The sequence below is a fragment of the Acinetobacter sp. RG5 genome (assembly GCF_031844265.1).
Lineage (GTDB): Bacteria > Pseudomonadota > Gammaproteobacteria > Pseudomonadales > Moraxellaceae > Acinetobacter.
In genome coordinates this window covers 26,987-52,194 of record NZ_JAUZUV010000016.1, presented here as the reverse complement: position 1 = coordinate 52,194, position 25,208 = coordinate 26,987, and the positions used below count along the sequence as shown (strand labels likewise).

Sequence of the window (25,208 nt, the reverse complement as noted above, 5' to 3'; positions counted from 1 at the left end):
TATTTATAATTTTTAGTGTAAAAAAAGACCGCATTTGCGGTCTTTTTTACTTTAAATTATTAGTGCTGTAACACTGAAATATCAGCCACTTTTGTGAACAAATCACGAAGTTGAGCAAGCATACGTAAACGGTTTGCTTTCAGGTCAGCATCATCTGCCATCACCATTACACCGTCAAAGAATGCATCGACTGGCGCACGAAGTGCAGCAAGCACAGACAATGCAGCAGTGTAATCTTTCGCAGCAAATAATGGCTCAACTTGAGGCGCAATTTTCGCAAGTTCAGCGAACAATGCTTTTTCAGCATCTTCAACCAAGTTTGCTTCAACCACAGCGCCTTCAGGAGCAGTTTCTTTTGCAAGAATATTCGCAACACGCTTGTTGGCAGCAGCAAGCGCAGCCGCTTCAGGCAAGGCACGGAAGTGGTTGACTGCATTTACACGCTTGTCAAAATCAAGCGGAGATTTTGGTGAAAGCGCTTGAACAGCTTGAATCACATCAACCGCAACGCCTTGGTCTTCGTATTTCGCACGGTAACGACCTTCAAGGAATGCAACAGCATCTGCCAAAGTCTTGTCGTGATCTTTCAATACATCGCCATAAGCAGCAAGTGCAAGTTTGATCAAATCTTCAATTGAAACATCAAGCTCGTTTTCAGTTACCAGACGTAAAATACCAATTGCAGAACGACGTAGTGCAAATGGGTCTTTAGAACCTGTAGGCGCTTGACCAATACCGAAAATACCTGTGAGCGTATCTAAACGATCCGCAAGAGCAATGGTTGTACCAGTTTTGGTTTTCGGTAAAACGTCACCTGCGAATTTAGGTAAGTATTGCTCACCTAAAGACTCAGCCACTTCCGCATTTTCACCTTCAAGACGTGCGTAGTAAGTACCTGCAATACCTTGAAGTTCAGGGAATTCACCCACAAGCTCAGAAGTTAAGTCACATTTTGCAAGAAGCGCCGCTTTTTCAGCATCTTCCGCTTTTGCACCTGTAATAGGCGCAAGTGCTACAGCCAATTTCGCAATACGTTCAGACTTGTTCCAAAGCGTACCCAATTCAGCTTGGAATACCATGTTTGCAAGTTTCTCTTTACGAGATGCAAGCGGTTGCTTTTGATCTTGTAAGAAGAAGAATTCAGCATCTGACAAACGTGGACGAACCACTTTCTCGTTACCTTCAATAATTTGTGTCGGGTCTTTCGACTCGATGTTTGACACAGTAATGAAGTAAGGTTGAAGTTTATTGTCAGCGTTCACTAAGCAGAAGTACTTCTGGTTGTCCTGCATCGTGGTGATCAATGCTTCTTGAGGAACAGCAAGGAAGCGTTCTTCGAAGCTTGCACGAAGCGCAACAGGCCATTCAACGAGTGCAGTCACTTCGTCACGAAGATCCGCAGGGACAATTGCAATGGCATTCACTTCATCAGCAAGTGCTTTGACTTGTTGATCGATGATGGCTTGACGCTCTTCAAAAGACGCTACAACGTAAGCCGCTTTTAACTTCGCTAAGTATTCGTCTGCATGCGCTAAAGTGATTGCTTCAGGTGCATGGAAACGATGACCGTAAGTGACGTTACCTGCTTTGTGGTCTTGAATTGTTGCATCAACCACATCGTTGTCTTTCAACAACACAACCCATTTCACAGGACGTACGAATTCAGTACGGCTTGCCGCAGAACGCATACGTTTTGCGATTGGAAGATTATCCAATGCATTTTGTAAAATTTGTGGCAATAAAACGTCAAGGCTTTGACCTTTGACATCTTTTAAATAGCATACTTTTTCAACTTTACCTGCTTGGAAAGTTGATACTTGATCAACCGTGATGCCTTGACCACGCATAAAGCCTTCAAGTGCTTTCGTCGGGTTGCCTTCAGCATCAAAGGCTGCCTGTTTGGCAGGGCCGTCAAAACGTTTTTGTGTGTCTGCTTGTGCAGCATCAACATTGACGATTTTAAGTGCAAGACGACGCGGTGCTGCATAAGCTTCGATCGAATCAAACGCTAAGCCAGCATCTTTTAAGCCTTTAACGGTTTCTGCATGTAGTGCATCACGTAATTTTTTCAGGCTTTTTGGTGGAAGTTCTTCACAACCCAATTCGAACAAAACGGTATGTTTAGACATTATTTGCTCTCCTTGTTTGCTTCTTTCGCTTCTGCTTCAACTTGCGCTTTTAATTGTGCCAACACTTCATCACGTAATGCAGGTTCAGCCATTGGGAAACCAAGTTCCGCACGTGCTGCTACATAACTTGTTGCGATAGAACGTGCCAAAGTACGTACACGTAAAATGTAACGCTGACGTTCAGTCACAGAAATTGCGCCACGCGCATCCAATAAGTTGAAGCTGTGTGATGCTTTCACGACTTGCTCATATGCAGGAAGTGGAAGTTTCGCTTCGATCAAACGTGTTGCTTCAGCTTCGTAGAAATCGAACAATTCAAACATTTTTTCAACGTTGGCATATTCGAAGTTATAGGTCGATTGTTCCACTTCATTTTGATGGAACACATCGCCATAAGTCACCGTACCGAACTGACCTTTGGTCCAAACCAAATCGTAAACTGAGTCTACACCTTGCAAGTACATGGCAAGACGCTCAAGACCATACGTGATTTCGCCAGTCACAGGGTAGCATTCAACACCGCCGACTTGCTGGAAGTAAGTGAACTGAGTCACTTCCATACCGTTGAGCCATACTTCCCAACCTAAGCCCCAAGCACCCAGTGTTGGAGATTCCCAGTTGTCTTCTACGAAACGAATGTCGTGAACTAAAGGATCAATACCGATCGCTTTTAATGAGTCTAGGTAAAGCTGCTGGATGTTGTCCGGGTTTGGCTTAAGCACAACCTGGAATTGGTAATAATGTTGCAAACGGTTCGGGTTTTCACCATAACGGCCATCTTTCGGACGACGTGATGGTTGGACATAAGCGGCATTCCAGGTTTCAGGACCCAGCGCACGAAGGAAAGTCGCAGTGTGGAATGTCCCTGCACCCATTTCCATATCATAAGGTTGCAAAATGACGCAGCCTTGCTCCGCCCAGTAAGTTTGTAAGGCAAGAATTAAGCCTTGGAAGGTATCAATATGCGATATGGCGCGACTCATGGTCATCCACTTAAAATTAGAGAAAAATTGTGCTCAATTATAAGGACTTTGCAGGGGAGTGGCAAAGGGTTAATGTAGGGATACTTTTCTGAAAAAAATAAAACAGGCTTAAAGGATACGCGTCATTTAGAGGCTTACTGCGATTTTGGCTTTGCTGGTTGATACAGGCTGATCTGAAAATCAGGAATAAATCAGATATATGGCATCCTGTTCACTGGAGAGTCATAAAGTTCAACGGATCTTATACGATTGTCGTTCTTAAATTAGTTTAATATTCACGCAATATAATAATGCTTAAAAATAAGGAACTTCATGACCACTTACCAAATTCAATGCCATTTAAAATACAAGGTCGTACAACCGACAGAATTTATTTTTATGCTTCAGGCGGCACATCATTCCGATCAGAAGATTCTTGAAGAAAAACTCAGCTTTAATCTGCCCGTAACATGGCATGAATTTCAGGATGCGCAGCATCAAAACCGTCATGTTCGGCTACAGGTCGAACCCTGTGAGGCTTTTGAGCTGAATTATACGGCGACAGTGGTTCGTCAACCGGGCCTCTCTCTTGAGCTGCAGCAAGGTCTGAAAGAAGTGACTATTCCTGAGCTGCCCGATGAAGTATTGCCTTATTTGCTGGCCAGCCGTTATTGCAATTCGGATTTATTGCTGGAAATGGCGAAACGCTCATTTGGCTGGATGACACCAGGCTATACGCGTGTCAAGGCGATTGAACAGTGGATTTATAACAATATTTTTTATGTGTCGGGGAGTTCTGACCAGTTCACCACTGCCACAGATGTACTGGTGCATCGCGCAGGGGTATGCCGTGACTTTGCCCATTTAGGTATTGCCCTGTGCCGTGCCTTGGGAATTCCGGCACGCATGGTGGTCGGTTATGTGGAAATTGAAAAGTTTCTACCCGATTTTCATGCCATTTTTGAAGCGTATTTGGACGGTGGCTGGGTGCAGTTTGATCCGACCCGTCTGGCGCCGGTCGAAAATCTTATTCGGATCGGCACTGGAGTCGATGCCGGGGATGTGGCATTTTCAACCTATTATGGTCAGGTTGAGCTGTTAAAAATCCAGCCCCTGATCAAACCTGAATGAATAGGCAGGCCACAATAAAAATGTTCTGGAAATATACTAAGCAAAATGGTTACAAAGGGTTTTTCCATTTCAATGGCGATTGATAGGGGAGCGGTTGTTCTGCAAAAAAAACAGGATCAGTATTTTCAAGCTGAGCGAGATTATTATGGTTTTAAAAAGCTTCGATCGACTCATGATGAAAAGATGTAAAACACAGATGCCTTTCATCTGGCTTGGCTCTATAATGCCCAAAATCTATGAACAATAAGATCAGGCGCACTGTGTTTCACTCCCATCTCGACTGGCTCAATACCTTAAAACCGAATTTCAAAGTCCTTCCACTCAAAGACCGGTTGCTCTGTGGAGCTGGCGCACTATTGGGTTTGGTGGTTTCGTCCTTGTTGAGTTTATGGATTCTGGGGGATTTTGAAGCCTGGTATATTGCCCCGATGGGTGCATCTTCGGTATTGCTGTTTGCTGTGCCGGCCAGTCCTCTAGCACAGCCCTGGAATATTCTGGTCGGAAATACCATTGCTGCCGTGATTGGCGTGAGTTGCGCTTTATTCATAGCTAGTCCGACTGAGGCTTTTAGTGTAGCCGTGGCCTTGGCGATCGTCCTGATGATGACCACGGATTCCCTGCATCCACCGAGTGGCGCCGTAGCGATTACTGCAGTGCTGGGTGGCCAGCCGGTGCATGAACTGGGTTATGCCTTTGTATTTTATCCGGTACTACTCAATTCAATTTTACTGATGGTAATTGCCATTGTCTTTAACCGGATGATTGGCAAGGATTATCCGCAGCAAGCTCAACTAAATACTCGTTCCAAGGATCCGACGCCGACCCAGAAAGTCACGATTCAACCACAGGATATTCAGGAAGTGCTGGATCAGCGCACCGAGTTGCTGGATATCAGTGAATATGACCTGCAAAAAATTATTCTGGAGGCACAAAACCGCGCCAATGCGCGTGCAGTGCATGAATTTAGCTGCCAGGATATTATGACGAAGGATGTGGCAACGTTGCATGAAAATGATGATATCCAGCACGCACTGGACAAATTCAAGCAGATGAACCTGATGAGCCTGCCCGTCGTTAATGCCGATGAACAACTGGTCGGTACACTGGCAATGTATCAGGTGGTGGAATGGTTCAAACGCGCTGCCGATGTCCGTAGCAGCTGGGAGCATCAGGTCAAACATATCATGACCCGTAAGGTGATTACGGTACAGCCTTTACAGCCGATTCAGGATCTGGTTCCGTATTTTGTCGAGCGTTCCTTCAACTATATTCCGGTGGTGAGCGAGCAGAAATTGGTGGGAATTATCAGTCGGGCAGACATGATTGCCGCACTGAATCAGGAACTGAATCATTTTAAAATGAAAGCTTAAAACCGGATTAAAATGGAATATAAGCGACCATGCCTGATCAGGTCTGGTCGGCTTGCCAGCTGAGAAAACTGTAAAACAGTGCCATCGTCAGGGAAAAATACAGCAGAAACAAAAAATGAGTACTCAAAGCTTCGCTTGGAGGATGCGAGATGTAGGCCAGAATCAGGGTTCCCAGTATGCAGCTTAGTAAAATCGTGAGGATATTAAACAGCTGATAATGGCGTAGCAGCAGGTGAGTCACTAATAGGAAAGGGAAGACCATCATCCAGTAAGTCAGGCAGACAAAAAAGCTAATAAAAAGCGCTGAAAACAGGCTCTTGAAAATGGAGAAAATCCCAGAGCTGGCTTCATGAAATAGCGCATAAGGGAATAAAATTACAGCTATGATCAGAGGTGCAAGCGCGAGTTTAAATGTCATTTTCCAAGGGGAATTCTGGATCGGTTGAGAGATTAAGTGAAACATCCTGTCTACTATGTGTTTGCCACTTTTTGCTGTTTTTAATATAGGGACTTTATCTTTATCATTTTTAAAAGCATACAAATTTTTGATGAGGAGAAAATTCAAAATATAGGCGAATAATACGACAAAGCACACCGGAGTGTGCTTTGTGGGTGGTGTAATGCTTAAAAACTTTAATGATTAAATAAAGAACCAGTAAATAAACAGTGAAATAATAAAGATACACATGATATTCAGTACAAAACCGACTTTCATCATTTCGCTTTGCTGGATATGACCGGTTCCAAAGACAATCGCATTTGGCGGAGTCGCTACCGGCAGCATAAAGGCACACGAGGCGCCAATGCCAATGACAATCACCAGAATTTCTTTGGGCATTCCCATCTGATCCGCAATTGCGGCAAATACTGGTACTAGCAGGGCAGCCGAAGCGGTATTACTGGTAAATTCAGTCAGGAAGATAATAAAAGTAGCGACTACAAAAATAATCATCAGCGGGGAGGTATCACCAAAGGCATTGGCCAGAGTTTGACCCAGTACCAGCGAACTGCCTGAATCCTTTAGAATGGCACTCAAGGTCAGACCACCACCAAATAGATATAACACCCCCCAATCAGTATTTTCTGCAATCTGTTTCCAGCTTGCGGTACCCAGAATCACAACCATACAGGCAGCCGAAATTGCAATCCAGGTATCCGGCTGGGAAATACCAAAAATTTCAGTGAATTTTTTACTGAAAATCCAGGCAATTGCAGTACAAAGAAAGAGGATCATGGTGGCTATACGGGTTCTGGTCCAAGGAATATCTTCGGTCACAAATTGTACTTTATGATTTAGTTTTGGACGTAGTACCAGATATAAACTGACCAGCATGGCGGGAAGAATAATGAACATCATCGGCAAGCCGATTTTCATCCAGTCGGCAAAATCATAGCCAAGTGCCTTGGCGGCAATGGCATTCGGAGGTGAACCGACCATGGTGCCCAGTCCGCCAATACTGGCTGAATAGGCAATGCCGAGCAGGATAAAGACAAAAGTTTTACGATCCTTGCTGACATCCAGATGTGAAAGCAAACCCAGAGCCAAAGGCAGCATCATGGCAGCAGTCGCCGTATTGGAAATCCACATGGACAGAAGCGCTGTCACCACAAAAATCGCTAGTACAGAAATACCCAGATGCCCTCTGGACATGGAGATGATCCACATGGCAATTTTCCGGTCCAGTTTCTGGATATGCAACGCCGTTGCTAGCGCAAAACCACCAAAAAACAGGAAAATGACAGGATCGGCAAAAGTGGCCAAAGCGGCTTGCGTGGTAATCGGAACCAGTTCTTCACCAGAGGCCATTGGCATGGCCAGTAATACTGCCATCACAGGGACGAGTAAAGCTGTAATCGTGATATGAATGGCTTCAGTCAGCCATAAAATACCGATAAAGGCTAAAAGTGCCAGTCCTTTATTGGCATTCTGGTCATAGGGCAGGTAAAGATATAAGCCATAGGCTACGATGGCTGCGACAAGAATAAGGATCCAGCCTTTCAGCAGTCCTTTGGGCATAGCATTGGTCGGGGTAGCTAGGTTGGTCTGAGTCATATGCTCTCCTTGCAAGGTGTTTATTTACGTCATTTTTATATGCCAGCTTTGAATTTGTAATTTTGATTTGTTTAAAAAATATCCTATTTAAAGATACTATAACCAGATTGTTGCAATAATCCAGTACTTTGCCAGAAGGCATACAGGCCCAAGCCGAAAAGTAAAGCCAAGACAATCCATTTGAAGTGTTGCTGAGATAAACGATGGCGTATTTTGCCTCCAATCCAGACACCAGCAAGGGCGAATAAGCTGATCCCGATCAGAATATGCTGTTGATGGGTTTCCAGTGTGATCAGAATTGGAAATAGTAAAATCAGCTGGATCAGTTTACCGGCAATGAAATTGAGATTACTGATAATGACAATATCTGTCTTTGAGAGCTGGCAGCTCATCAGATACATCATTAGAAAAGGTGCCATAGCATTGGTCGCACCTCCAATAATGCCGGCCAGTAAACCAAAACAGAGCATGCTGGAAATATGCGGACTAACTTGTAAGGGGCGTGCCCGTAACTGGTCCAAGACATAAAATATAATTACCAGACCCAATAACAGTTTTAAATAAGCCTCATTTAGCCAAAGTAATAGCTTGACCCCGAGTACACTGCCGACCAGGCTACTAAGCATTAATGGCCAATAACGTTTTATATAATAGCCAATACTATTCAACAGGCTATGCGCAGGGTCAGCATTCAGCATGATCAGATTCAGCAGCAGACAGGGCAGAATGACAAGGGTAACCGCGATGCTAAGCGGATATGCGCTGGACAGAACAGCCGTACTCATCATAGGAAAGCCAAAGCCGCTTAAACCATGCAGCAGGGCTGCGACGGCACAGAGCCACAGCATCATCCATTCTGCCTGAGTCATGTGAAATCCATTTCAAAAATTGGAATCTTGAACTTATCGTGAATTCAACTGAGAAAGAAAGTGAAAAGCTGTAATACAGCAAAGAAATAATAAAAAATATAGGCAAAAAAAAGCCACGATAACTTGGGGAAATTACCGTGGCATCAAAATTTCATCCCATTTAACCGGGGTGAAAGAGGAAGCTCTGCGATGAAACTGGTTAAGAACGCTTGTTAAAAATGACTGTACAGCTTAATAGCGTTTATCCTGATTCACTGTACGCACAGGATTTTGATAGCCCTGAGGTTGATGAACGCTGTCATGATCAATTCTGTACTGTTTTTTCGGCATGATTAACCACAACACCAGATAGACCAAAATACCCGGGAATGCGGCACTCATGATTGAAATCACCACAAAAATCAGACGTAATAAATTTGCGTTCCAACCAAAACGTTCAGCAATACCACCCATTACACCTGCAATCATGTTTGAGCGGTTAGAGCGATATAAACCAACATTGGCCATTAAAATCTCCTGATTAAAAATAAGTTTGAATCCTAAAATGGATCCATACTTAAAGAAATGGAGTTTACTTAAACTTTTTAAAGTGCTGATTACAAATAAAATCGTTAAGTAATGTTAATAAAGATTAAAACCAGATCTAAGAGCTACTAACATAGTGAAAATTCTATTGAACTCTTGTGTAAAGTTCATCAGCTTTGCTGGGTGCTTTTTGCTCGCCATGTTTCCTATTTAGGTTTGTTAAAAATGAAATTGGATGTATCACGTTGTACATTAAGCAGTTTTTTTAAATGTAGCCTGGTGTTGGGGAGTATGGTGATTTTGCAGGCTTGTGATCAGCAGCAGGTCAAACCTGAACAGGAAGGTCAGGCGACCTCAGAAGAGGGCGTTAAAATTTCCGCTGCCAATACGAAGGCCGATGTGGTGACTGTCAGCGCCAAATCCTTAACTCAGGTCGCAGGGCAGGCGACTGTTCCGGTAGAAGCAGATTTAAACCCGGCAACTGTACCAGAGGATGCCAAGGTGTTTATAGGTCGCTATCATACTGAAATCGACTGTGATGGCCGCTTTGCGCCTTGTACTGAAGGTAAGGCAGAATTTATTTTGACTCTAATGCCGGACGGTACGGTGCATCGCAGTATTTTACAGTATGGCAAAGTATTTATTGATAATACCAAAAGCAGCACGGCTCATAATATTACCTACCGTAAAGACCGCTGGTTTATCAATCCTGAGCGTACCGATATAGTAGTGAATCGTAAAGAAGGGGCGAGCTTTTACTATAAGATTAAAGATTCAAATCACTTAGTCATGAATCTGGAAAAAATCTATAGTGAAAAAGAAAAAACCAACCGGGAATTGTTTGATCGCGGCTATCCGGCACCTTCGAAAGCCTATGAACTGGTCAAAGACACGTCCTTTCATATTCAAGAATAATACCCGATAAAAATCGGCTGATCTGATCGAAAGCTTAATTCAAATACTGTTTAGATTAGACAATAAAGGCGAGTTGTGGAAAGGCGTGAGCATAAGATCTAGACGCAGAAATACACGACCAAAACATCGCAATTTAATTAAAATATAATAAGGGAAATCAGGGAGACATTCTAAGAAAAGAATGGTGGGTCGTCCGCGATTCGAACGCGGGACCAACGGATTAAAAGTCCGCTGCTCTACCAGCTGAGCTAACGACCCTGAGGAATAAAAATGATGATGACCATTTTTATGACGCAAGAGTGTGGTGTACTTTTACGTGATCCTTTCGGAAGATGGTGGGTCGTCCGCGATTCGAACGCGGGACCAACGGATTAAAAGTCCGCTGCTCTACCAGCTGAGCTAACGACCCATCAAGGGATATCAAATAAGTGGTGGGTCGTCCGCGATTCGAACGCGGGACCAACGGATTAAAAGTCCGCTGCTCTACCAGCTGAGCTAACGACCCTGAACCATCATTCAAACCAGGTTTGAATGTGCAGTGCAAGTCAAGCTAAATAGCTTAAAGCACCACTTTGTTTGATGGAGCGTATTGTAGCAAGATCTCATTTCAGCGCAAGCAAAAAATAACAAAGTTGCCCATGTTTGATTATAAATACAACAATTATGCTTTATCTAAACAAAAAATAGGCAACTTCAGTACTTAGAAGCGATATTGATAGGCCTGAATATTGGCAAAAATCTCTGCGGTGAGCTCCGAATATGCCGTTGCACCTGGCAATAACACCAGCAGGCGTTCATCGGTTTTACTCGGATCAAATGCTTGCTCTTTCAATTTATTTTTCTGGTATTTAAAGGTACCTGTAGTTTCAATCTGCTGTTGTATACGTAAAAATACCGGTACCGCATAAGCCGGCAAGCATTTTTTAAAGCAAGCGGCCATGGCTGCTAAATCTGCATCATCCAATTTTACATCGGGTTGCAGGGTAATCGCGGCCATACCGGCACGACCATTGGTATTGGGAATTTCTACGCCATACACCACCGCTTCAACGATTTTGTCATACTCGGTCAGCATGTTTTCCACTTCAGTTGTAGAAACATTTTCCCCTTTCCAGCGGAAAGTCTCGCCTAAACGATCAACAAACTGCGCATGACGGAAGCCGATATTGCGCACCAGATCCCCGGTATTGAAGTAAGCATCACCTTGGGTAAATACACCCTGCATGATCACTGACTTGTTTTTTTCCGGATCGGTATAGCCATCAAAAGGTGAGCGACGGGTGATTTTACCAATTAATAAACCAGTTTCACCTTTTTTCACCCGTTTGCAATGGCCTTTAGCGTCCCGTACCGGCTCATTTTTATCTTTATCAAAGGCAATAATCGCATACGGTGTGGGTGAGAAACCGACGGTATTGTCAAAATTGAAAATATTGCTAAAACCGACATTGCCTTCACTAGAGGCATACAGTTCTAGCACTTCCTGAATGCCAAAACGGGATTTAAATTTGTCCCAGATATTCGGGCGCATGCCATTCCCAATCATTTTGGTTACGCGATGGCCTTTTTCCAGTTCAGATGAGGGAGCATCCATCAAATAGCGGCACAGCTCACCGACATAACCAATCGCAGAGGCATCAAATTTTTGCACATCCTTCCAGAAAGAAGAGGTCGAAAATTTACGGCGAATAGCCAGGGTGCTGCTACCCGCAATGACACCGCACCAGCACACCACCATGCCTGTGGCATGATAAAGTGGCAGGGTACAGTACATCACATCATCTTTATTGAGATTCAGCACATGCCCATAGGTGCCATAAGCCAGCGTCCAGCGACCATTGGTAAAGATCACCGCTTTAGGTAGACCCGTGGTGCCCGAGGTGTAAATATAGAACAGTCCGTCTTTGCCCTGCACCGAATGGGTGGTTGATGGATTGAATTTGGGAGCAAGATCGGTTTTTTCAGCCAGGTTGATAAAGCCTTCAGGCGCCTGACCCGGATCGGCTTGAGTATTCTGATCTGCAAACCAGTGCAAGTGGTCACTGCTAATATTCAGGTCATTACGAATCTCGTTGACTGCATGACGGCACTCTTCACCCACAATCAGAGCAATCGGTTTGACCAGATTGATACTGTGCGTCAGCACTTTGCCGACTTGAGAGGTATTCACCAGAGCGGTGGTCACACCGAGTTTGGCCAGACCAATTACACTGGCAATCAGCTCAGGGCGGTTCTCGACCATCACGGCAACGACATCACCTTTCTTGGCGCCCAAGGATAGATAGAAATGGGCAATCTGGTTGGCCCAGGCATTGAGAGCAGCATAGCTATAGCTTTGCTCTTCAAAACGCAAGGCGATACCTTCGGGGTTACGCTTGGTCGCTTTTTCAAAAGCCAGACCCAAGCCGGCCGGTGTGTTCGGAGTACGTAAATATGCCTGTCTTAGACCAGTGAGCAAATTGGGCACTTTGGTCAAGAAAGCCGGGATTTTGGCAGCGACATCTGCAATCCCAATCAGATCGTGTGGTTTCATTTGGGTCATGAGAATCCTATTTATTTTTCGTATCCGATACGTTCAATTTATATACAGTAGACGAGCTATCCATCTTTTAGCGTTAAAACACTAGTGCAATCAACCTATTCTGACTAAATCTAGCAAAAAAAAACCTAGTCATCGAAATGACTAGGTTTTTTTAGATGACTGCAATTGAGCAAATTATGATTCAGTTGCAGTATTGGCTTTTTTCGGTGGACGACCACGTGGACGACGTGGACGGGCAGCCTGTTTCTCTGCTTTTTCAGCTTCGCTGGCTTCAGTGTCTTCTGTTGTTACTTCGGCCTGATCCTGGGCTTCTGTAACAGGAGCTTCTGATTCAGCATTTGCTTCAACTGGCGCAGCATCTTCAGGTTGAGCTTCAGTCACTGGAGCCGCTTCTGTAGGAGCTGTATCTACTGGTGCCGTAGTTTCAGTTGCTTGTTCAGCTGGCTGAGCATTTACGGTTTCTTCAATAGCGATTTCAGTGGCTACTGGAGTTTCAGTTGCTGCTGCTTCAGCAGACTCTGCTTGTGCTTCTGTTGCTACAGGTGCTTCTGGTACAGTTTCAACTGCCGGAGCTGTTTCTACTTTAGCCTGTTGCTTGGCTTGTTGCAGGGCCTGTTCTGCAGCCTGTTTAGCCAGACGGCGACGCTCACGTGGATCGTTTGCGACACGTTTGTCCGACACCGGTTTTGGTGGAGTTAGATCCAGAACTGGAGCAGGCTCTGCTTCAACCTTAGCTACCGTCACTTGAACATCACGGGTGACCGGTTTTTTCTCTGCGACAGGCGATGCTGCAGCCACCAGACTCGCGTTGTACTCTTTTGTGAACTTCTCTAGAGCACGGTTGAAGGTTGGCAATAAACCAAACTGTTCAATGAGCACGGAGCAGTCTTCACCATAAACATGGCGAATCAGGCTACCAATAGTGAACTGACCCAAAGTTGGTACTTGTGACGGAGTCAACTTTTGAACTGTAGCCTGTTGAGGCTGTCCTTCACGTTGCTGACGACGACGCTGACGCGGATCGTTGCTGGCACGAGGTTTTTCAGCACTTGATTCTTCCGCTGTCACAACTTCTTCAGCAGGTGCTGTCAGTGCAGCTTCTACTACATTTTCAGCAGCGGCTTCTTCAACTGGCGCATCTGCCGGTGCAGTAACTTCAACCGCTGGCGTTACAACTGCAGCATTGTCATTCAATGCCACGATTTCGCTTTTCGCCTGGTCAATATTCACCACCATAGCAGTCGGCATCACGTCTTGACGTGGCGCATCGACCAATTCAACACGAAGCTGCTTGTCATTGACTGCTGGAACTTCAACGACTGCAGGTGCTGCTTGTTGAGCCTGCTCATTCAGCACGCTTGGATCGCGGTGGCGATTTGGACGTTCCTGACGTGGCTGGTTACGGCGGTCACGACGTGGCATTGCCTGTTGTGGCTGTTGTTCATTGTTTTGAACATCATTTTGCTGAGATGGCTCGTTGTGATGCTGACGGCGAGAATTACGCTTGTTTTCACGTGCTTCATGACGTTGCTCTTGACGAGATACCTGAACCACTTCTTCATGCACCTGATGTTGCTGAGGAGCGGAAGCTTCGGACTGAACCTGCTCACGCGGTTCTTTGTGCTTCGGATTGCGTGGTTTTTTATTGTTATGACGCGGCGCTCTTTCATCACGCTCTGCCGGTTTTTCAGCATCACGTTCCTGTTTTTGCGCTACAGTCGATGGTGCCAGATAGGCATTGCTGCTTGCCGGAGCAACCGGTTGAGACACTTGCTGTGGAGCAGGTTGTGCCACCGGTGCAGACAATTGACCGAACTGACCACGGCTCACCGCACCACCATTGATCATTTGTTCAATTGCTGCAGCTGCATTGTTGGCAGTACGCGATTGATCAACAGTCGCAGCCTGTTTTTGAACAAACAGGTTTTCTAACCAGGCACATGGGCTAGATGCAGGAGCAGCAACTTGTGCTTGGGCAGGAGCTTGTTGTGCAACAGGTGCTTGCTGTACATTTTGGTTTTGCTGGTTACGGCGTTTATTGTTTCTGCCGTTGTTTTGCTGTTGAGCAGGCGCTGGTGCAGCAGCATGCGTATGTTGTTCTTCTTCTAAATGCCATTCAGATGACTCATAGCCCAACTCTTTTTCACTTGAACGCGTAGCTTCAGTACGTTCATAGCTGGTTGGTGCAAAGCCTTCGGCATTATAAGTAATTTCATAATGCGGTGTTTCCAGATGCGGATGCGGCAACACAGTCACACGTACATTTGAAGTCTGTTCTAAATAGACCAAGGTGTGACGTTTTTCATTCAATAAGAAGGCAGCAATTTCGACTGGAACTTCGACTTGAACTTCACCATGACGTTCACGTAGCGCGATCTCTTCCACTTTACGCATAATCGAAAGTGATAAAGAACGAAGATCACGAACCATGCCGGTACCATGGCAGCGTGGGCAAACGTAGCCAGTCGCTTCTTCAAGAGAAGGACGCAGACGTTGACGGCTCATTTCCATCAAACCAAAACGTGACAATTGACCGAACTGGATACGGGCACGGTCACTTTGCGTCGCTTCACGCAGCTTCGCTTCCACCATACGCTGGTTGCGGTCTTTAGTCATGTCGATGAAGTCGATCACCACCAGACCACCGATATCACGTAAACGTAATTGACGCGCGATTTCTTCTGCCGCTTCAATATTGGTATTTAACGCGGTGTCTTCAACGTCGCTACCGCGAGTCGATTTTGCCGAGTTAATGTCAATTGACACTAAAGCTTCAGTTTGATCGATTACGATCGAACCGCCCGAAGGAAGTTTTACTTCACGTTCATAAGCAGTTTGAATTTGACTTTCAATCGCGAAATGCGCAAATAAAGGTTCATTTAAGGTATAAGTTTTCAGTTTTTCTAACTGACGTGGCATTACCGCTTTTACGAAGTTATAAGCTTCGTTATAAGCTTGTTCTGAGTCAATCAGGATTTCAGCAACATCATCACGCAGGTAGTCACGAATGGCACGTGTCACTACGCCCGCTTCCTGATGTACCAACATTGGCGATGGACCTGAACTTGCAGTGCTCTGGATTTGTGCCCAAAGGTCTAACAAGTGCTGTAAGTCGAGTTGCAATTCTTCTTGTGAACGACCGATCCCGGCAGTACGCACAATCACACTCATACCACGTGGCACGTTCAGTGTTGCCAGCATTTCTTTCAGTTCTTCACGCACTGAACCAGAAATCTGACGGCTGATACCACCACCTTTAGGGTTGTTTGGCATCAAGACCAAATAACGGCCAGCAAGTGAGATAAAAGTAGACAGGGCAGCGCCTTTATTGCCACGCTCTTCTTTTTCCACCTGAACCAGAAGTTCGGTGCCTTCAGTGATCAGTTCACGGATATTTGAAGTTTGGCGAGGGTCGGCTTTGTAATATGAATTTGCGATTTCACGCATTGACAGGAAGCCTTGGCGACCTGCACCGTATTCAACGAATACAGCTTCTAAAGAAGGTTCAACGCGAGTCACGTGACCTTTGTAGATATTGGATTTTTTTTGTTCACGGGTACGATTTTCTAAATCAAAATCGTAAAGACGCTGACCAGTGACAAGTGCAACGCGAATTTCTTCGGCATGTGTTGCATTAATCAACATACGTTTCATGGGTGTAACACCTTATAGTGATACACAGCAAAAAATCGCTATACACGTAGCGAACATCACACATCACGGATCAATGGCTCAAATCTGCAATGAATTTCATTGTGGTTTGAGTCTTTTATGACCGAGCTCTATTTAATATAGATGGGCTTCGGTTTTTGATTCACGTATTGATGATGGCAATACGGCTTCAATCTTTAAACGGATTAAAGTCACCTGAACGCTTCACTGGCGGACGAGCGGTGCATTGGATGTGTGTAACTTTCACTGTCACATTGCTCGAAGATCATCCCTTCTTTATAGAAAGTGTCTTGATACGGAATTGTCGTCGTATCTTTACAAACTGTGCAGATCCAATGCATCAACGCTGTAGCCTGAAGTCGTCTTCAGGTTGCGACTAATCTGATGTGTATCAGTTTACGTTTAAAAACCAACAAAGTTGGCGACATATTTTTTAAGACAAACTGATTTATGTACCTGAGGTACAATTAAACGCAACAGTTTGCTTTGTTTGCCGATATAATAAGCCTTCGGCGTGGCATAATTCTTTGGGGACCTTCCCGTATCATGTGAGTCTTTAATTGAACAATCAAGTTCAGAAAAATCTGAAATGATTCAACTTTTACTCACAAACGATGGTTTCCGTGCGCTGACTATATCAAACCTTGCATCATCTGCCTATGGGCTAAGCTTATGTTTCTTGTGTAAAGCATAACCTAAGTGATCAGTTTTTAATCAATTTTAGTATTTTTTGGGTCATAGTAACTGTATGAATTCTACGCAACAATGGCAAAACGTCACTTGGTTTGAAGTGGATGAACATCAAGATGGACAACGCATCGATAATTTCCTGTTTAGTCGTCTGAAAGGTGTGCCAAAAAGCCGTATCTATCGTCTGATTCGTGAAGGCCAGGTTCGCGTTAATAAAAAACGCATTAAAGCAGAAACCAAACTCGCAATCGGTGACCAGATTCGCGTTGCGCCGATTCGCTATGAACAAAAAGATGAATCTGCTGCACCTGTTTCTGACAAAGTGGCACAAGGCTTATTGGCCCGTGTGATTTATGAAGATGAAGGTTTGATGGTCGTGAATAAACCTTCCGGGATTGCTGTGCATGGTGGTAGCGGTGTGGCCTATGGCCTGATTGAGGGCTTGCGTGCCGCAACCGGTAAAAAGTATCTGGAACTGATTCACCGGATTGACCGTGATACTTCCGGTCTGGTGATGATTTCCAAAAAGCGTAGCGTGTTGAAAACATTACAAGATATGTTGCGTGAACATAAAATCAAAAAAACCTATGCCGCTGTAGTAAAAGGGCAGGTCAGTCTGGATAAACAGCTGATTGATGCACCTTTACATCGTTACGAGCTGGCCAATGGTGAACGTCGTGTCTGCGTGTCCCCGAAAGAAGGTAAAGAGTCTAAAACCCAGTGGAATGTGCAGGAACGTTTTATGCATGCCACACTGGTGTATGCATCTCCGCTTTCTGGTCGTACCCATCAGATTCGTGTTCATGGTTTGAGTATTGGTCATCCGCTAGTAGGCGATGAAAAGTATGGTCATGAAACAGAATATCGTGGGCCAAAACCACGCCGTTTGTGTTTACATGCAATGCGTCTGGACATTCCGGGCTATCCAGCAATTGAAGCACCATTGCCAGAAGATATGCAGAGTCTGGTGGCGCAGTTAAGAGCGCAGAAAGCGGATAAACCGGCTGCCCAATAAGGACTTATTTTTTCTTTTAATAAATTTAATCCACCCTCACCCTCCTTTGAAAAAGGAGGGAATTCCCCTATTTCTTAAAGAGGGCTAGGGGAGATTAAATTTCGAAAGAATCCTTTCCCTAAGCAGCACTGCTGAGCAAGTCTCCTTCTTGCACGTCGTTTAAAGCAGTGCTTTAAACTCGTTCAGGAGAGGGAACGTTACTTATTAAAGAGTAATGTTGAATTAAAACTTCATTGATAATTCGACTTTATTGGTTCTTTTATTAAAGTCATTTGCTTAAGAATGAAAAATTCCTTCTCCTTGTAGGAGAGGGCTTCAAGACTGAATCAAATTTAGGAAATCTTTTATGAACTCACCTGTAAAATTGGTCATTTTCGATTGGGATGGCACTTTATTTGATTCAGTGGGTCAAATCGTAGCGAGTTTGCAGTTTGCCGCACAGCAATTTCAGCAGCCTTTAACGGATGCAGATGCCAAAAGTATTATTGGCCTAGGTTTGCCAGAAGTCGCACAGCGACTTTTCCCAACCGTGCCAGATTTACATGCAGATATTTTGCAGGCCTATTCCGATCATTATGTTGCCAACTCATCGGGAGATTCCTGGTTTGAAGGCGTAGCGCACATGCTCGCAGATTTACAGCAGCAAGGCGTGAAGCTGGCAGTAGCCACAGGGAAAAGCCGTAAAGGTCTGGATCGTGTATTAAAACAGACAAACAGTGAAGAGCTGTTTGTGACCACGCGCGCAGCCAGCGAAACCCGTTCCAAACCTCATCCATTAATGTTAGAAGAAATTCTGGCAGAAACCGGTGTGCAGGCTGATCATGCGATTATGGTCGGTGATACGTCTTATGATCTGGAAATGGCGAAAAATATTGCCATGCCAAGTGTTGGGGTAAGTTATGGCGTACATGCGCCTGAACTTTTAGCACAATTTAATCCAGTCTGTATCGTGGATGATGTGGCTGCTTTGCATAGCGCATTGTTGGCTAAAGTCCAATGGAAACAAGCAGTTTAATCCAGTATCTTGGTTGCAGTGCAAGGAATGTGTTTCCCCGGTTTAAATTGGCTGGGGAATGCTGTAGATTTAAGCGCTGGTTCTTATCTTTTAGTCTAAAGTCGTAATTGTACTGATTTTATTCGGTCATATTATGGTAGTTATTTTGCTAAATAACGATATGTTTTAAATAATAAGATTTTGTTTTATCTAAATTTTTATGAATTCTCCTTATAGATAATAGCTATAGCAAAAAATAAAATAACTATTGGCACAAACGCCGGATTTTTCCCATCCTAAAACTGTTTATTCCTATGCTCGCTCTGAGAAAGGCAGTCCATGCGGATGATCAGCTTGATCATGTTCATATTTTCTGTCCCTCTTAGATCCCAGCATAAGCCTAATTTTTGCAGTTTAAGGAAACATTGATGTCGAATTCTGCTGTTGTTGAATCAGTTGCACAAGCACTTCGTAGCGCTGAATTATCACAAACTACGATTGCACCGATTCGCCCGGAACTTGGCGGTGAAAGTGCTGACGTAGATATCGCCTATGCCGTTCAGGAAGTGAATACCGAGCGTGCTTTGTCTGAAGGTCGCCGTCTGGTGGGTCGTAAAATTGGTTTGACGTCTAAAGTCGTTCAAGCGCAACTGGGTGTAGATCAGCCGGATTTCGGTATGTTATTTGCCGACATGGCCTATGGCGATGGTGAAGCAATTCCAGCTGGCCTTCTGATTCAGCCGAAAGTTGAAGCAGAAATCGCATTGGTGATTAACCAGGATTTAACCAAAGAAAAACACACCTATGCAGACATTATCAGCGCAACTGATTATGCATTGCCTGCAATTGAAGTGGTCGATAGCCGTATCGAAAACTGGAAAATCAGCCTGATTGATACTGTAGCAGATAACGCATCTTCTGCTGCATTTGTCTTGGGTTCTCAGCCGGTTAAATTAGAGAATCTTGATCTGGTGAACTGCAAGATGGTGATGACGCGTGGTGAAGAAGTCGTGTCTCAAGGCGTGGGTAAAGCATGTCTGGCAAACCCATTGAATGCTGCTGTTTGGCTGGCTGATGAAATGGTACGCCGTGGTCGTCCGCTGTTAAAAGGTGACATCATCTTGACGGGTGCTTTAGGTCCAATGGTTGTGGCGCAACCAGGTGATGAATTCAAGGTTGAAATTGAAGGCTTCGGTTCAGTAACCGCTGCATTCGCTGCTGAATAATCAAGATTCCAAGAGAGTACATTCATGAAAAAGATTAAATGTGCAATGATCGGTCCAGGGAATATTGGTACTGATTTGCTTTATAAATTACAACGTAGCGAATGGTTAGAGCCGGTATGGATGGTGGGGATTGACCCGACTTCTGAAGGTTTGGCGCGTGCTGCGAAAATGGGTTTAAAAACCACCGCTGAAGGTGTGGATGGTCTTCTTCCTCACGTGATTGCAGATGATATTAAAATTGCATTCGATGCAACGTCTGCATACGTACATGCTGAAAATAGCCGCAAGCTCAATGAACTTGGTGTACTGATGATTGACTTGACGCCTGCTGCGATCGGTCCATTCTGCGTACCACCTGTAAACCTGGAAGCATTGCTTGCGGGTGGCGAAGTGCCAAACGTAAACATGGTCACCTGTGGCGGTCAGGCAACGATTCCGATGGTTGCTGCAGTTTCTCGCGTTCAGCCTGTTGAATATGGTGAGATCATTGCAACGGTATCGACTAAATCAGTAGGTCCAGGTACACGTAAAAACATTGATGAATTTACCCGTACCACTGCCGGTGCCATTGAGAAAGTGGGCGGCGCGAAACAGGGTAAAGCGATTATCATCATCAACCCGGCTGAGCCACCACTGATGATGCGTGACACGGTTCACTGTCTGGTAGAGGGTGAACCGGATCAAGCGGCGATCACTGAATCTGTACACGCAATGATTAAAGAAGTTCAAAAATATGTACCGGGTTACAAGCTTGTCAATGGTCCAGTTTTTGATGGCAACCGCGTGTCAATTTACTTAGAAGTTGAAGGTCTTGGTGATTTCCTGCCGAAATATGCGGGTAACCTTGACATCATGACTGCTGCTGCAGCACGTACTGCAGAGATGTTTGCAGAACACGTATTCAATAAAGACGCTTAAGGAGCAACCACATGTCTAAGATTATTGTTCATGATATGACTTTGCGTGATGGTATGCATCCACAGCGCCATCAAACCACTGTTGAGCAAATGATTGCAATTTCAACAGCACTTGATGATGCAGGCGTACCTTTAATTGAAGTCACGCATGGTGACGGCCTTGGCGGTTCATCCGTCAACTACGGTTTTGCTGCGGCAACGGATGAAGAATACCTGTCTGCTGTTGTGCCACGTATGAAAAATGCAAAAGTATCTGCATTGCTTCTGCCTGGGATCGGTACGGTTGACCATTTAAAAATGGCGCATGAAATTGGTGTGTCTACTATTCGTGTTGCAACGCACTGTACAGAAGCGGATTGCTCAGAACAGCACATCACGGCTGCACGCAAACTAGACATGGACACGGTCGGTTTCTTGATGTTGGCGCACATGGCATCTCCTGAAAAATTGCTTGAAGAAGCGAACAAGATGGTGTCTTACGGTGCAAACTGTATCTATGTGACTGACTCAGCAGGTTACATGCTTCCTCAAGACGTGATCGACCGTGTGGGTCACTTACGTCAACACTTGGATTCAAGCATTGAGCTTGGTTTCCATGGTCACCACAACTTAGGTATGGGTGTATCGAATACTGTTGCTGCTGTTCAAGCAGGTGCAGTACGTGTTGACTTGGCATCTGCTGGTCTTGGTGCTGGCGCTGGTAACACACCACTTGAGCTGTTTATCGCTGTGGCAAACCGTATGGGTATGGACACTGGCGTTGACTTGTTCAAAGTGCAAGACGTTGCTGAAGATCTAGTGATTCCAATGATGCACAACCCGATTCGTGCCGACCGTGATGCGGCAACTTTAGGTTATGCGGGTGTTTACTCGTCATTCCTGTTATTTGCTAAACGTGCTGAAGCGAAATATGGCGTATCTGCGCGTGAAATCCTGATGGAACTTGGTCGCCGTGGTACGGTAGGTGGTCAGGAAGACATGATTGAAGACTTGGCATTAACCATGTCTAAAGCTCGTGAGTTACAAGCTTAATTTTTAATGCCGTGGTATTAAAATAAGTCCAATAAAAAAGCATCCAAAGTGGATGCTTTTTTATTATGAAGTAGATTTAATAATATAATAAAACTCTGATCTCAGATATTTTAGTTATAGTGTTATGTGAAGATTATTTTAGTTTAATTTTTTCCTTAAACATAAAAACGATAAATAAAAAATATTATCTTAAAGTTTTTAAAAAAATTGCGCTTATTAATAAAGGAAACAGAAATTTGAATTAAATATCTGGTCAAATTTTTATTTTCATTAATCGGTTTAAAATCTAAGAGATTGAGTGCTTAAATCTGGGCCCGGAATATGCAGAGCTAAAAGAGCAAAAGTTTAATACTGTGGTCGGATTTTTTATTTAAACCGACTTGCGCATGATGGCTGCATGGATTTTATCAGCTGAATGGGGAACTCATCATGCGTCGTCACAATTTATGGATTGCAATGCTTGCTGCGACAGCAACTTTAGGGACAACTGCAACGAATGCAGACTTTATTGACGACAGCAATGTTCAACTCAAATTTAAAAACTTTTATCTAGACCGTCAGTATCAAGATAACTACTCATCACGTAACTGGGGTTCTTGGTCACAAGGCGTGACTCTGGATGCCAAGTCCGGTTATCACGATATCGGTGGTGGTGTGCAGGTCGGTGCTGATGTACTGGTTCAGCATGCAGTTAAACTCAATGGCCGTGATAAAAATCCGGACTGGGTTTTACCACACGATGGCAAAGAATCAAAAGACCATTTCGGTAAAGTCGGCGCGACCTTAAAAGCCAAAGTGTCACAAACTGAACTGAAAGTCGGTGAGTTATTGCCTGTATCTCCAGTCTTGGTATTTGATCCATCGCGTCAGTTATTGACGACTTATAGTGGTGCCTGGTTAGAGTCTAAAGACCTTAAAGATACCAAGTTAACTCTGGCTTATATTGATGGTATTAACAACCGTTATGACAACCAGTTCCGTGATTTAACTAAATTTGCTCCACCAAGTTTCTATGATACGGGTGCTGAAGCTGATGGCATGTGGATTGCGGGTGTAGACCACCAACTTACTAAAGAAGTAGGGGCGAGCTACTGGTATGCCGATGTTCAAGACATTTACCAACAGCATTATCTGGGTGTGAATTATAAAACTGCGCTTGGTGAAAAAACCAAATTAGATAGCCACATCCGTTACTTCGATAACTCGGAGTCAGGTGACAAGCTGTATGGTGAGATCGATAACCAAGCATTATCTGTCGCTGCAAAAGTGAATCATGGTGCACATACCGTAGGTGTAGGTTACCAGCAAATGTTTGGTGATAGCGCATTCCCGACATTGGGTGGCTGGGTGCCACAGCCTTATCTGGCGAACTGGGGGGTAGCGACTTTTACCGCGCCAGAAGAAAAGTCATGGAGTGTTTCTTATGGCTATGACTTCTCTGAAATGGGTGCAAAAGGCTTAAATGCAACAGCCGTATATTTCAAAGGTTATGATCAGAAAGGTACTGGGGCGTATCAAGGTCAGAACTTCAATACGGATGAAGTGAATGCCATCGTGAACTACACTGTGCCAGAAGGTAAATTAAAAGGTTTGGGTGTACAGGCGATGTATATTGATGTGAATTTTGCCAATCCAGCAAAACCAGACCTGCAAGAATACCGTGTCGCCACCACTTATACGCATAAATTCTAATACGCGTATATTTTAAAAGCAGTCAGTCTTCTGGCTGCTTTTTGGTTTAAGAATGCAGTTAAAGCCTTAGTTTATGTAGGGTTTAATTTATAAAAAAATATATAAAACAAATACTTAAATTATATCTATTTTGTTGGGTGCAATCGTAATTTTGTATCAGTTTGCTGCGGTTGAGCGGTTAATATAAGGGTGTACACAAGTCATTTTAATGAGTCAACTTGACGTCGAATTCTTGAAAATAGAGGGACACGCAAGCGAAAGACTGTAAGAGGAAGCAATATGAGCACTGTTCAAATCCCTGACTATCAAACAGATCCATTCTTTGGCTTAGAAGACAAATGGATTGAAACTGCTGAAGGCGAGTTGACCCATTACCACGAAATTGGTGAAGGTACGCCTATTCTATTTTTACACGGTTCAGGTACAGGTGTATCGGCCGCGGCAAACTGGTGGTTAAACCTGCCACAAATTGGTGAGCAAGCGCGTTGTATCGCGATTGATACCATTGGTTATGGCCAAACTGTGGTTGCACCGGGTACTGAATATGGTATCCGTGCCTGGGTAGATCATGCGATCCGTACGCTAGATGCTTTGGGTATCGAAAAAACCTGGTTGGTCGGTAACTCTCTGGGTGGCTGGTTAGCATTCCAGATGGCATTGGATTATCCAGATCGTATTTTGGGTATCGTGTCTATGGGTACGGGCGGTGCGAAACAGACAGCTGCACTTAAAGCTCACGCAAACCCAGTTCTTACAGAAGAAGGAATCAAGAAAACCCTTTCTATGTTTGTCGTAAACAAAGACCTGATTACTGATGAACTGGTAAAAGTACGTTTTGCTTCTGCTGCAAATGACTATGCATCAAATCGTTTAATGGATGTGGTTGGCGCACGTGACCGTGACCGTTTCGAATTCTCATTAGACTTCGAAAAAATGAAAGACATTACTGTGCCTGTACTATTGATTCATGGTACGCAAGACGTGGTGATTCCGGTTTCTCGTACTTGGGACATCCTGAACATCGTGCCAAATGCTGATGCACATATCTTCAGCCAATGTGGTCACTGGTCTCAAGTTGAAAAAGCAGATGAGTTCAACACTGTGATCAAAAACTACTTGGCTGTACACGGCGTAAAATAAGCTCGATGTAGTTTTAAAAAGGATGGCTTCGGTCATCCTTTTTTATATCGGGAATATTTAAGGTAGCGTACCTAAGTGAGTTTGATTCTCATTTATTTGGATAAATCTAAAAATCTAATAATTTTTATAGGTTTGAGCTATTTAAACTGAGAAAAATCCGAATTAAATTTTATTAGACTTAAGTGGTAAATGCAGCACATTTAGAGCTAAAAATACACAATTTTGGTCGAGGTCAAGTGACAAATTTAAACGCTAGAAATAGATTCTTTATCACAAAATAGAATTAAAAACGAATTCTTAAGCATAAAATAATAAAACAAAAAAAGCACATGCC

At 44.2% G+C, this 25,208-nt stretch carries 18 protein-coding genes and 3 tRNA genes; 10 read left to right on the top strand and 11 right to left on the bottom strand.

Annotation, left to right across the window (positions count from 1 at the left end):
• Positions 1–59: 59 nt before the first annotated feature.
• Positions 60–2,129: a glycine--tRNA ligase subunit beta gene (glyS, locus tag Q9R21_RS12215; RefSeq protein ID WP_253137616.1), complete on the bottom strand. Its 2,070-nt coding sequence runs from the start codon at positions 2,127–2,129 to the stop codon at positions 60–62.
• Positions 2,129–3,112 carry a glycine--tRNA ligase subunit alpha gene (gene glyQ / locus Q9R21_RS12210; protein WP_004278542.1) on the bottom strand — a complete coding sequence of 328 codons (984 nt, stop codon included), beginning with the start codon at positions 3,110–3,112 and terminating at the stop codon, positions 2,129–2,131. Before glyQ ends, glyS begins: the two co-directional genes overlap by 1 nt.
• 312 nt (positions 3,113–3,424) lie before the next feature.
• Here glyQ and Q9R21_RS12205 point away from each other — a divergent pair, with 312 nt between their 5' ends.
• Complete coding sequence (locus Q9R21_RS12205; RefSeq protein WP_311204588.1) at positions 3,425–4,222, top strand: transglutaminase family protein; 798 nt, start codon at positions 3,425–3,427, stop codon at positions 4,220–4,222.
• Positions 4,223–4,482: 260 nt separating this feature from the next.
• A complete protein-coding gene (locus Q9R21_RS12200) occupies positions 4,483–5,592 on the top strand; it encodes an HPP family protein (protein WP_005261676.1) in 1,110 nt (369 codons plus the stop codon).
• Between the two features lie 37 nt (positions 5,593–5,629).
• On the opposite strand, the gene Q9R21_RS12195 is transcribed toward Q9R21_RS12200, so the two are convergent.
• The 4 genes from Q9R21_RS12195 to Q9R21_RS12180 form a co-directional block, all read right to left on the bottom strand.
• Positions 5,630–6,187: a hypothetical protein gene (locus Q9R21_RS12195; protein ID WP_311204587.1), complete on the bottom strand. Its 558-nt coding sequence runs from the start codon at positions 6,185–6,187 to the stop codon at positions 5,630–5,632.
• 45 nt (positions 6,188–6,232) lie between these two features.
• A complete protein-coding gene (locus Q9R21_RS12190) occupies positions 6,233–7,645 on the bottom strand; it encodes a DASS family sodium-coupled anion symporter (protein ID WP_311204586.1) in 1,413 nt (470 codons plus the stop codon).
• A gap of 83 nt (positions 7,646–7,728) precedes the next feature.
• Positions 7,729–8,514, bottom strand: a complete 786-nt coding sequence (locus Q9R21_RS12185) for a sulfite exporter TauE/SafE family protein (RefSeq protein WP_311204585.1) — start codon at positions 8,512–8,514, stop codon at positions 7,729–7,731.
• Between the two features lie 231 nt (positions 8,515–8,745).
• Positions 8,746–9,021, bottom strand: a complete 276-nt coding sequence (locus tag Q9R21_RS12180) for a PspC domain-containing protein (protein WP_004278536.1) — start codon at positions 9,019–9,021, stop codon at positions 8,746–8,748.
• A gap of 243 nt (positions 9,022–9,264) precedes the next feature.
• On the opposite strand from Q9R21_RS12180, the gene Q9R21_RS12175 reads away from it, so the two are divergent.
• Complete coding sequence (locus tag Q9R21_RS12175; protein ID WP_311204584.1) at positions 9,265–9,954, top strand: hypothetical protein; 690 nt, start codon at positions 9,265–9,267, stop codon at positions 9,952–9,954.
• Positions 9,955–10,136: 182 nt separating this feature from the next.
• On the opposite strand, the gene Q9R21_RS12170 is transcribed toward Q9R21_RS12175, so the two are convergent.
• The 5 genes from Q9R21_RS12170 to Q9R21_RS12150 form a co-directional block, all read right to left on the bottom strand.
• A tRNA-Lys gene (locus Q9R21_RS12170) sits at positions 10,137–10,212 on the bottom strand.
• A gap of 75 nt (positions 10,213–10,287) precedes the next feature.
• Positions 10,288–10,363 (bottom strand) — tRNA-Lys (locus Q9R21_RS12165).
• A 20-nt stretch (positions 10,364–10,383) separates the two neighbouring features.
• Positions 10,384–10,459 (bottom strand) — tRNA-Lys (locus tag Q9R21_RS12160).
• Between the two features lie 195 nt (positions 10,460–10,654).
• Complete coding sequence (locus Q9R21_RS12155) at positions 10,655–12,496, bottom strand: long-chain-acyl-CoA synthetase (protein ID WP_311204583.1); 1,842 nt, start codon at positions 12,494–12,496, stop codon at positions 10,655–10,657.
• Positions 12,497–12,670: 174 nt separating this feature from the next.
• The gene (locus Q9R21_RS12150; RefSeq protein WP_311204582.1) at positions 12,671–16,150 is read right to left on the bottom strand and encodes an Rne/Rng family ribonuclease; all 3,480 of its coding nucleotides are present in this window, start codon (positions 16,148–16,150) and stop codon (positions 12,671–12,673) included.
• 766 nt (positions 16,151–16,916) lie between these two features.
• Here Q9R21_RS12150 and Q9R21_RS12145 point away from each other — a divergent pair.
• The 7 genes from Q9R21_RS12145 to Q9R21_RS12115 all read left to right on the top strand — a co-directional run bounded on the left by Q9R21_RS12145 (position 16,917) and on the right by Q9R21_RS12115 (position 24,874).
• Positions 16,917–17,873: an RluA family pseudouridine synthase gene (locus Q9R21_RS12145; RefSeq protein WP_004278531.1), complete on the top strand. Its 957-nt coding sequence runs from the start codon at positions 16,917–16,919 to the stop codon at positions 17,871–17,873.
• Between the two features lie 346 nt (positions 17,874–18,219).
• Entirely contained in the window at positions 18,220–18,888 is a 669-nt protein-coding gene (locus tag Q9R21_RS12140; protein ID WP_311204581.1) for an HAD-IA family hydrolase, read from the top strand.
• A gap of 407 nt (positions 18,889–19,295) precedes the next feature.
• Complete coding sequence (locus Q9R21_RS12135) at positions 19,296–20,093, top strand: fumarylacetoacetate hydrolase family protein (RefSeq protein ID WP_311204580.1); 798 nt, start codon at positions 19,296–19,298, stop codon at positions 20,091–20,093.
• A gap of 24 nt (positions 20,094–20,117) precedes the next feature.
• Complete coding sequence (locus tag Q9R21_RS12130) at positions 20,118–21,011, top strand: acetaldehyde dehydrogenase (acetylating) (protein WP_004278526.1); 894 nt, start codon at positions 20,118–20,120, stop codon at positions 21,009–21,011.
• Positions 21,012–21,022: 11 nt separating this feature from the next.
• Positions 21,023–22,042 carry a 4-hydroxy-2-oxovalerate aldolase gene (dmpG, locus tag Q9R21_RS12125; RefSeq protein WP_311204579.1) on the top strand — a complete coding sequence of 340 codons (1,020 nt, stop codon included), beginning with the start codon at positions 21,023–21,025 and terminating at the stop codon, positions 22,040–22,042.
• A gap of 429 nt (positions 22,043–22,471) precedes the next feature.
• Entirely contained in the window at positions 22,472–23,734 is a 1,263-nt protein-coding gene (locus Q9R21_RS12120) for an OprD family outer membrane porin (RefSeq protein WP_311204578.1), read from the top strand.
• Between the two features lie 279 nt (positions 23,735–24,013).
• Positions 24,014–24,874: an alpha/beta hydrolase gene (locus Q9R21_RS12115; protein ID WP_311204577.1), complete on the top strand. Its 861-nt coding sequence runs from the start codon at positions 24,014–24,016 to the stop codon at positions 24,872–24,874.
• Positions 24,875–25,208 lie beyond the last annotated feature (334 nt).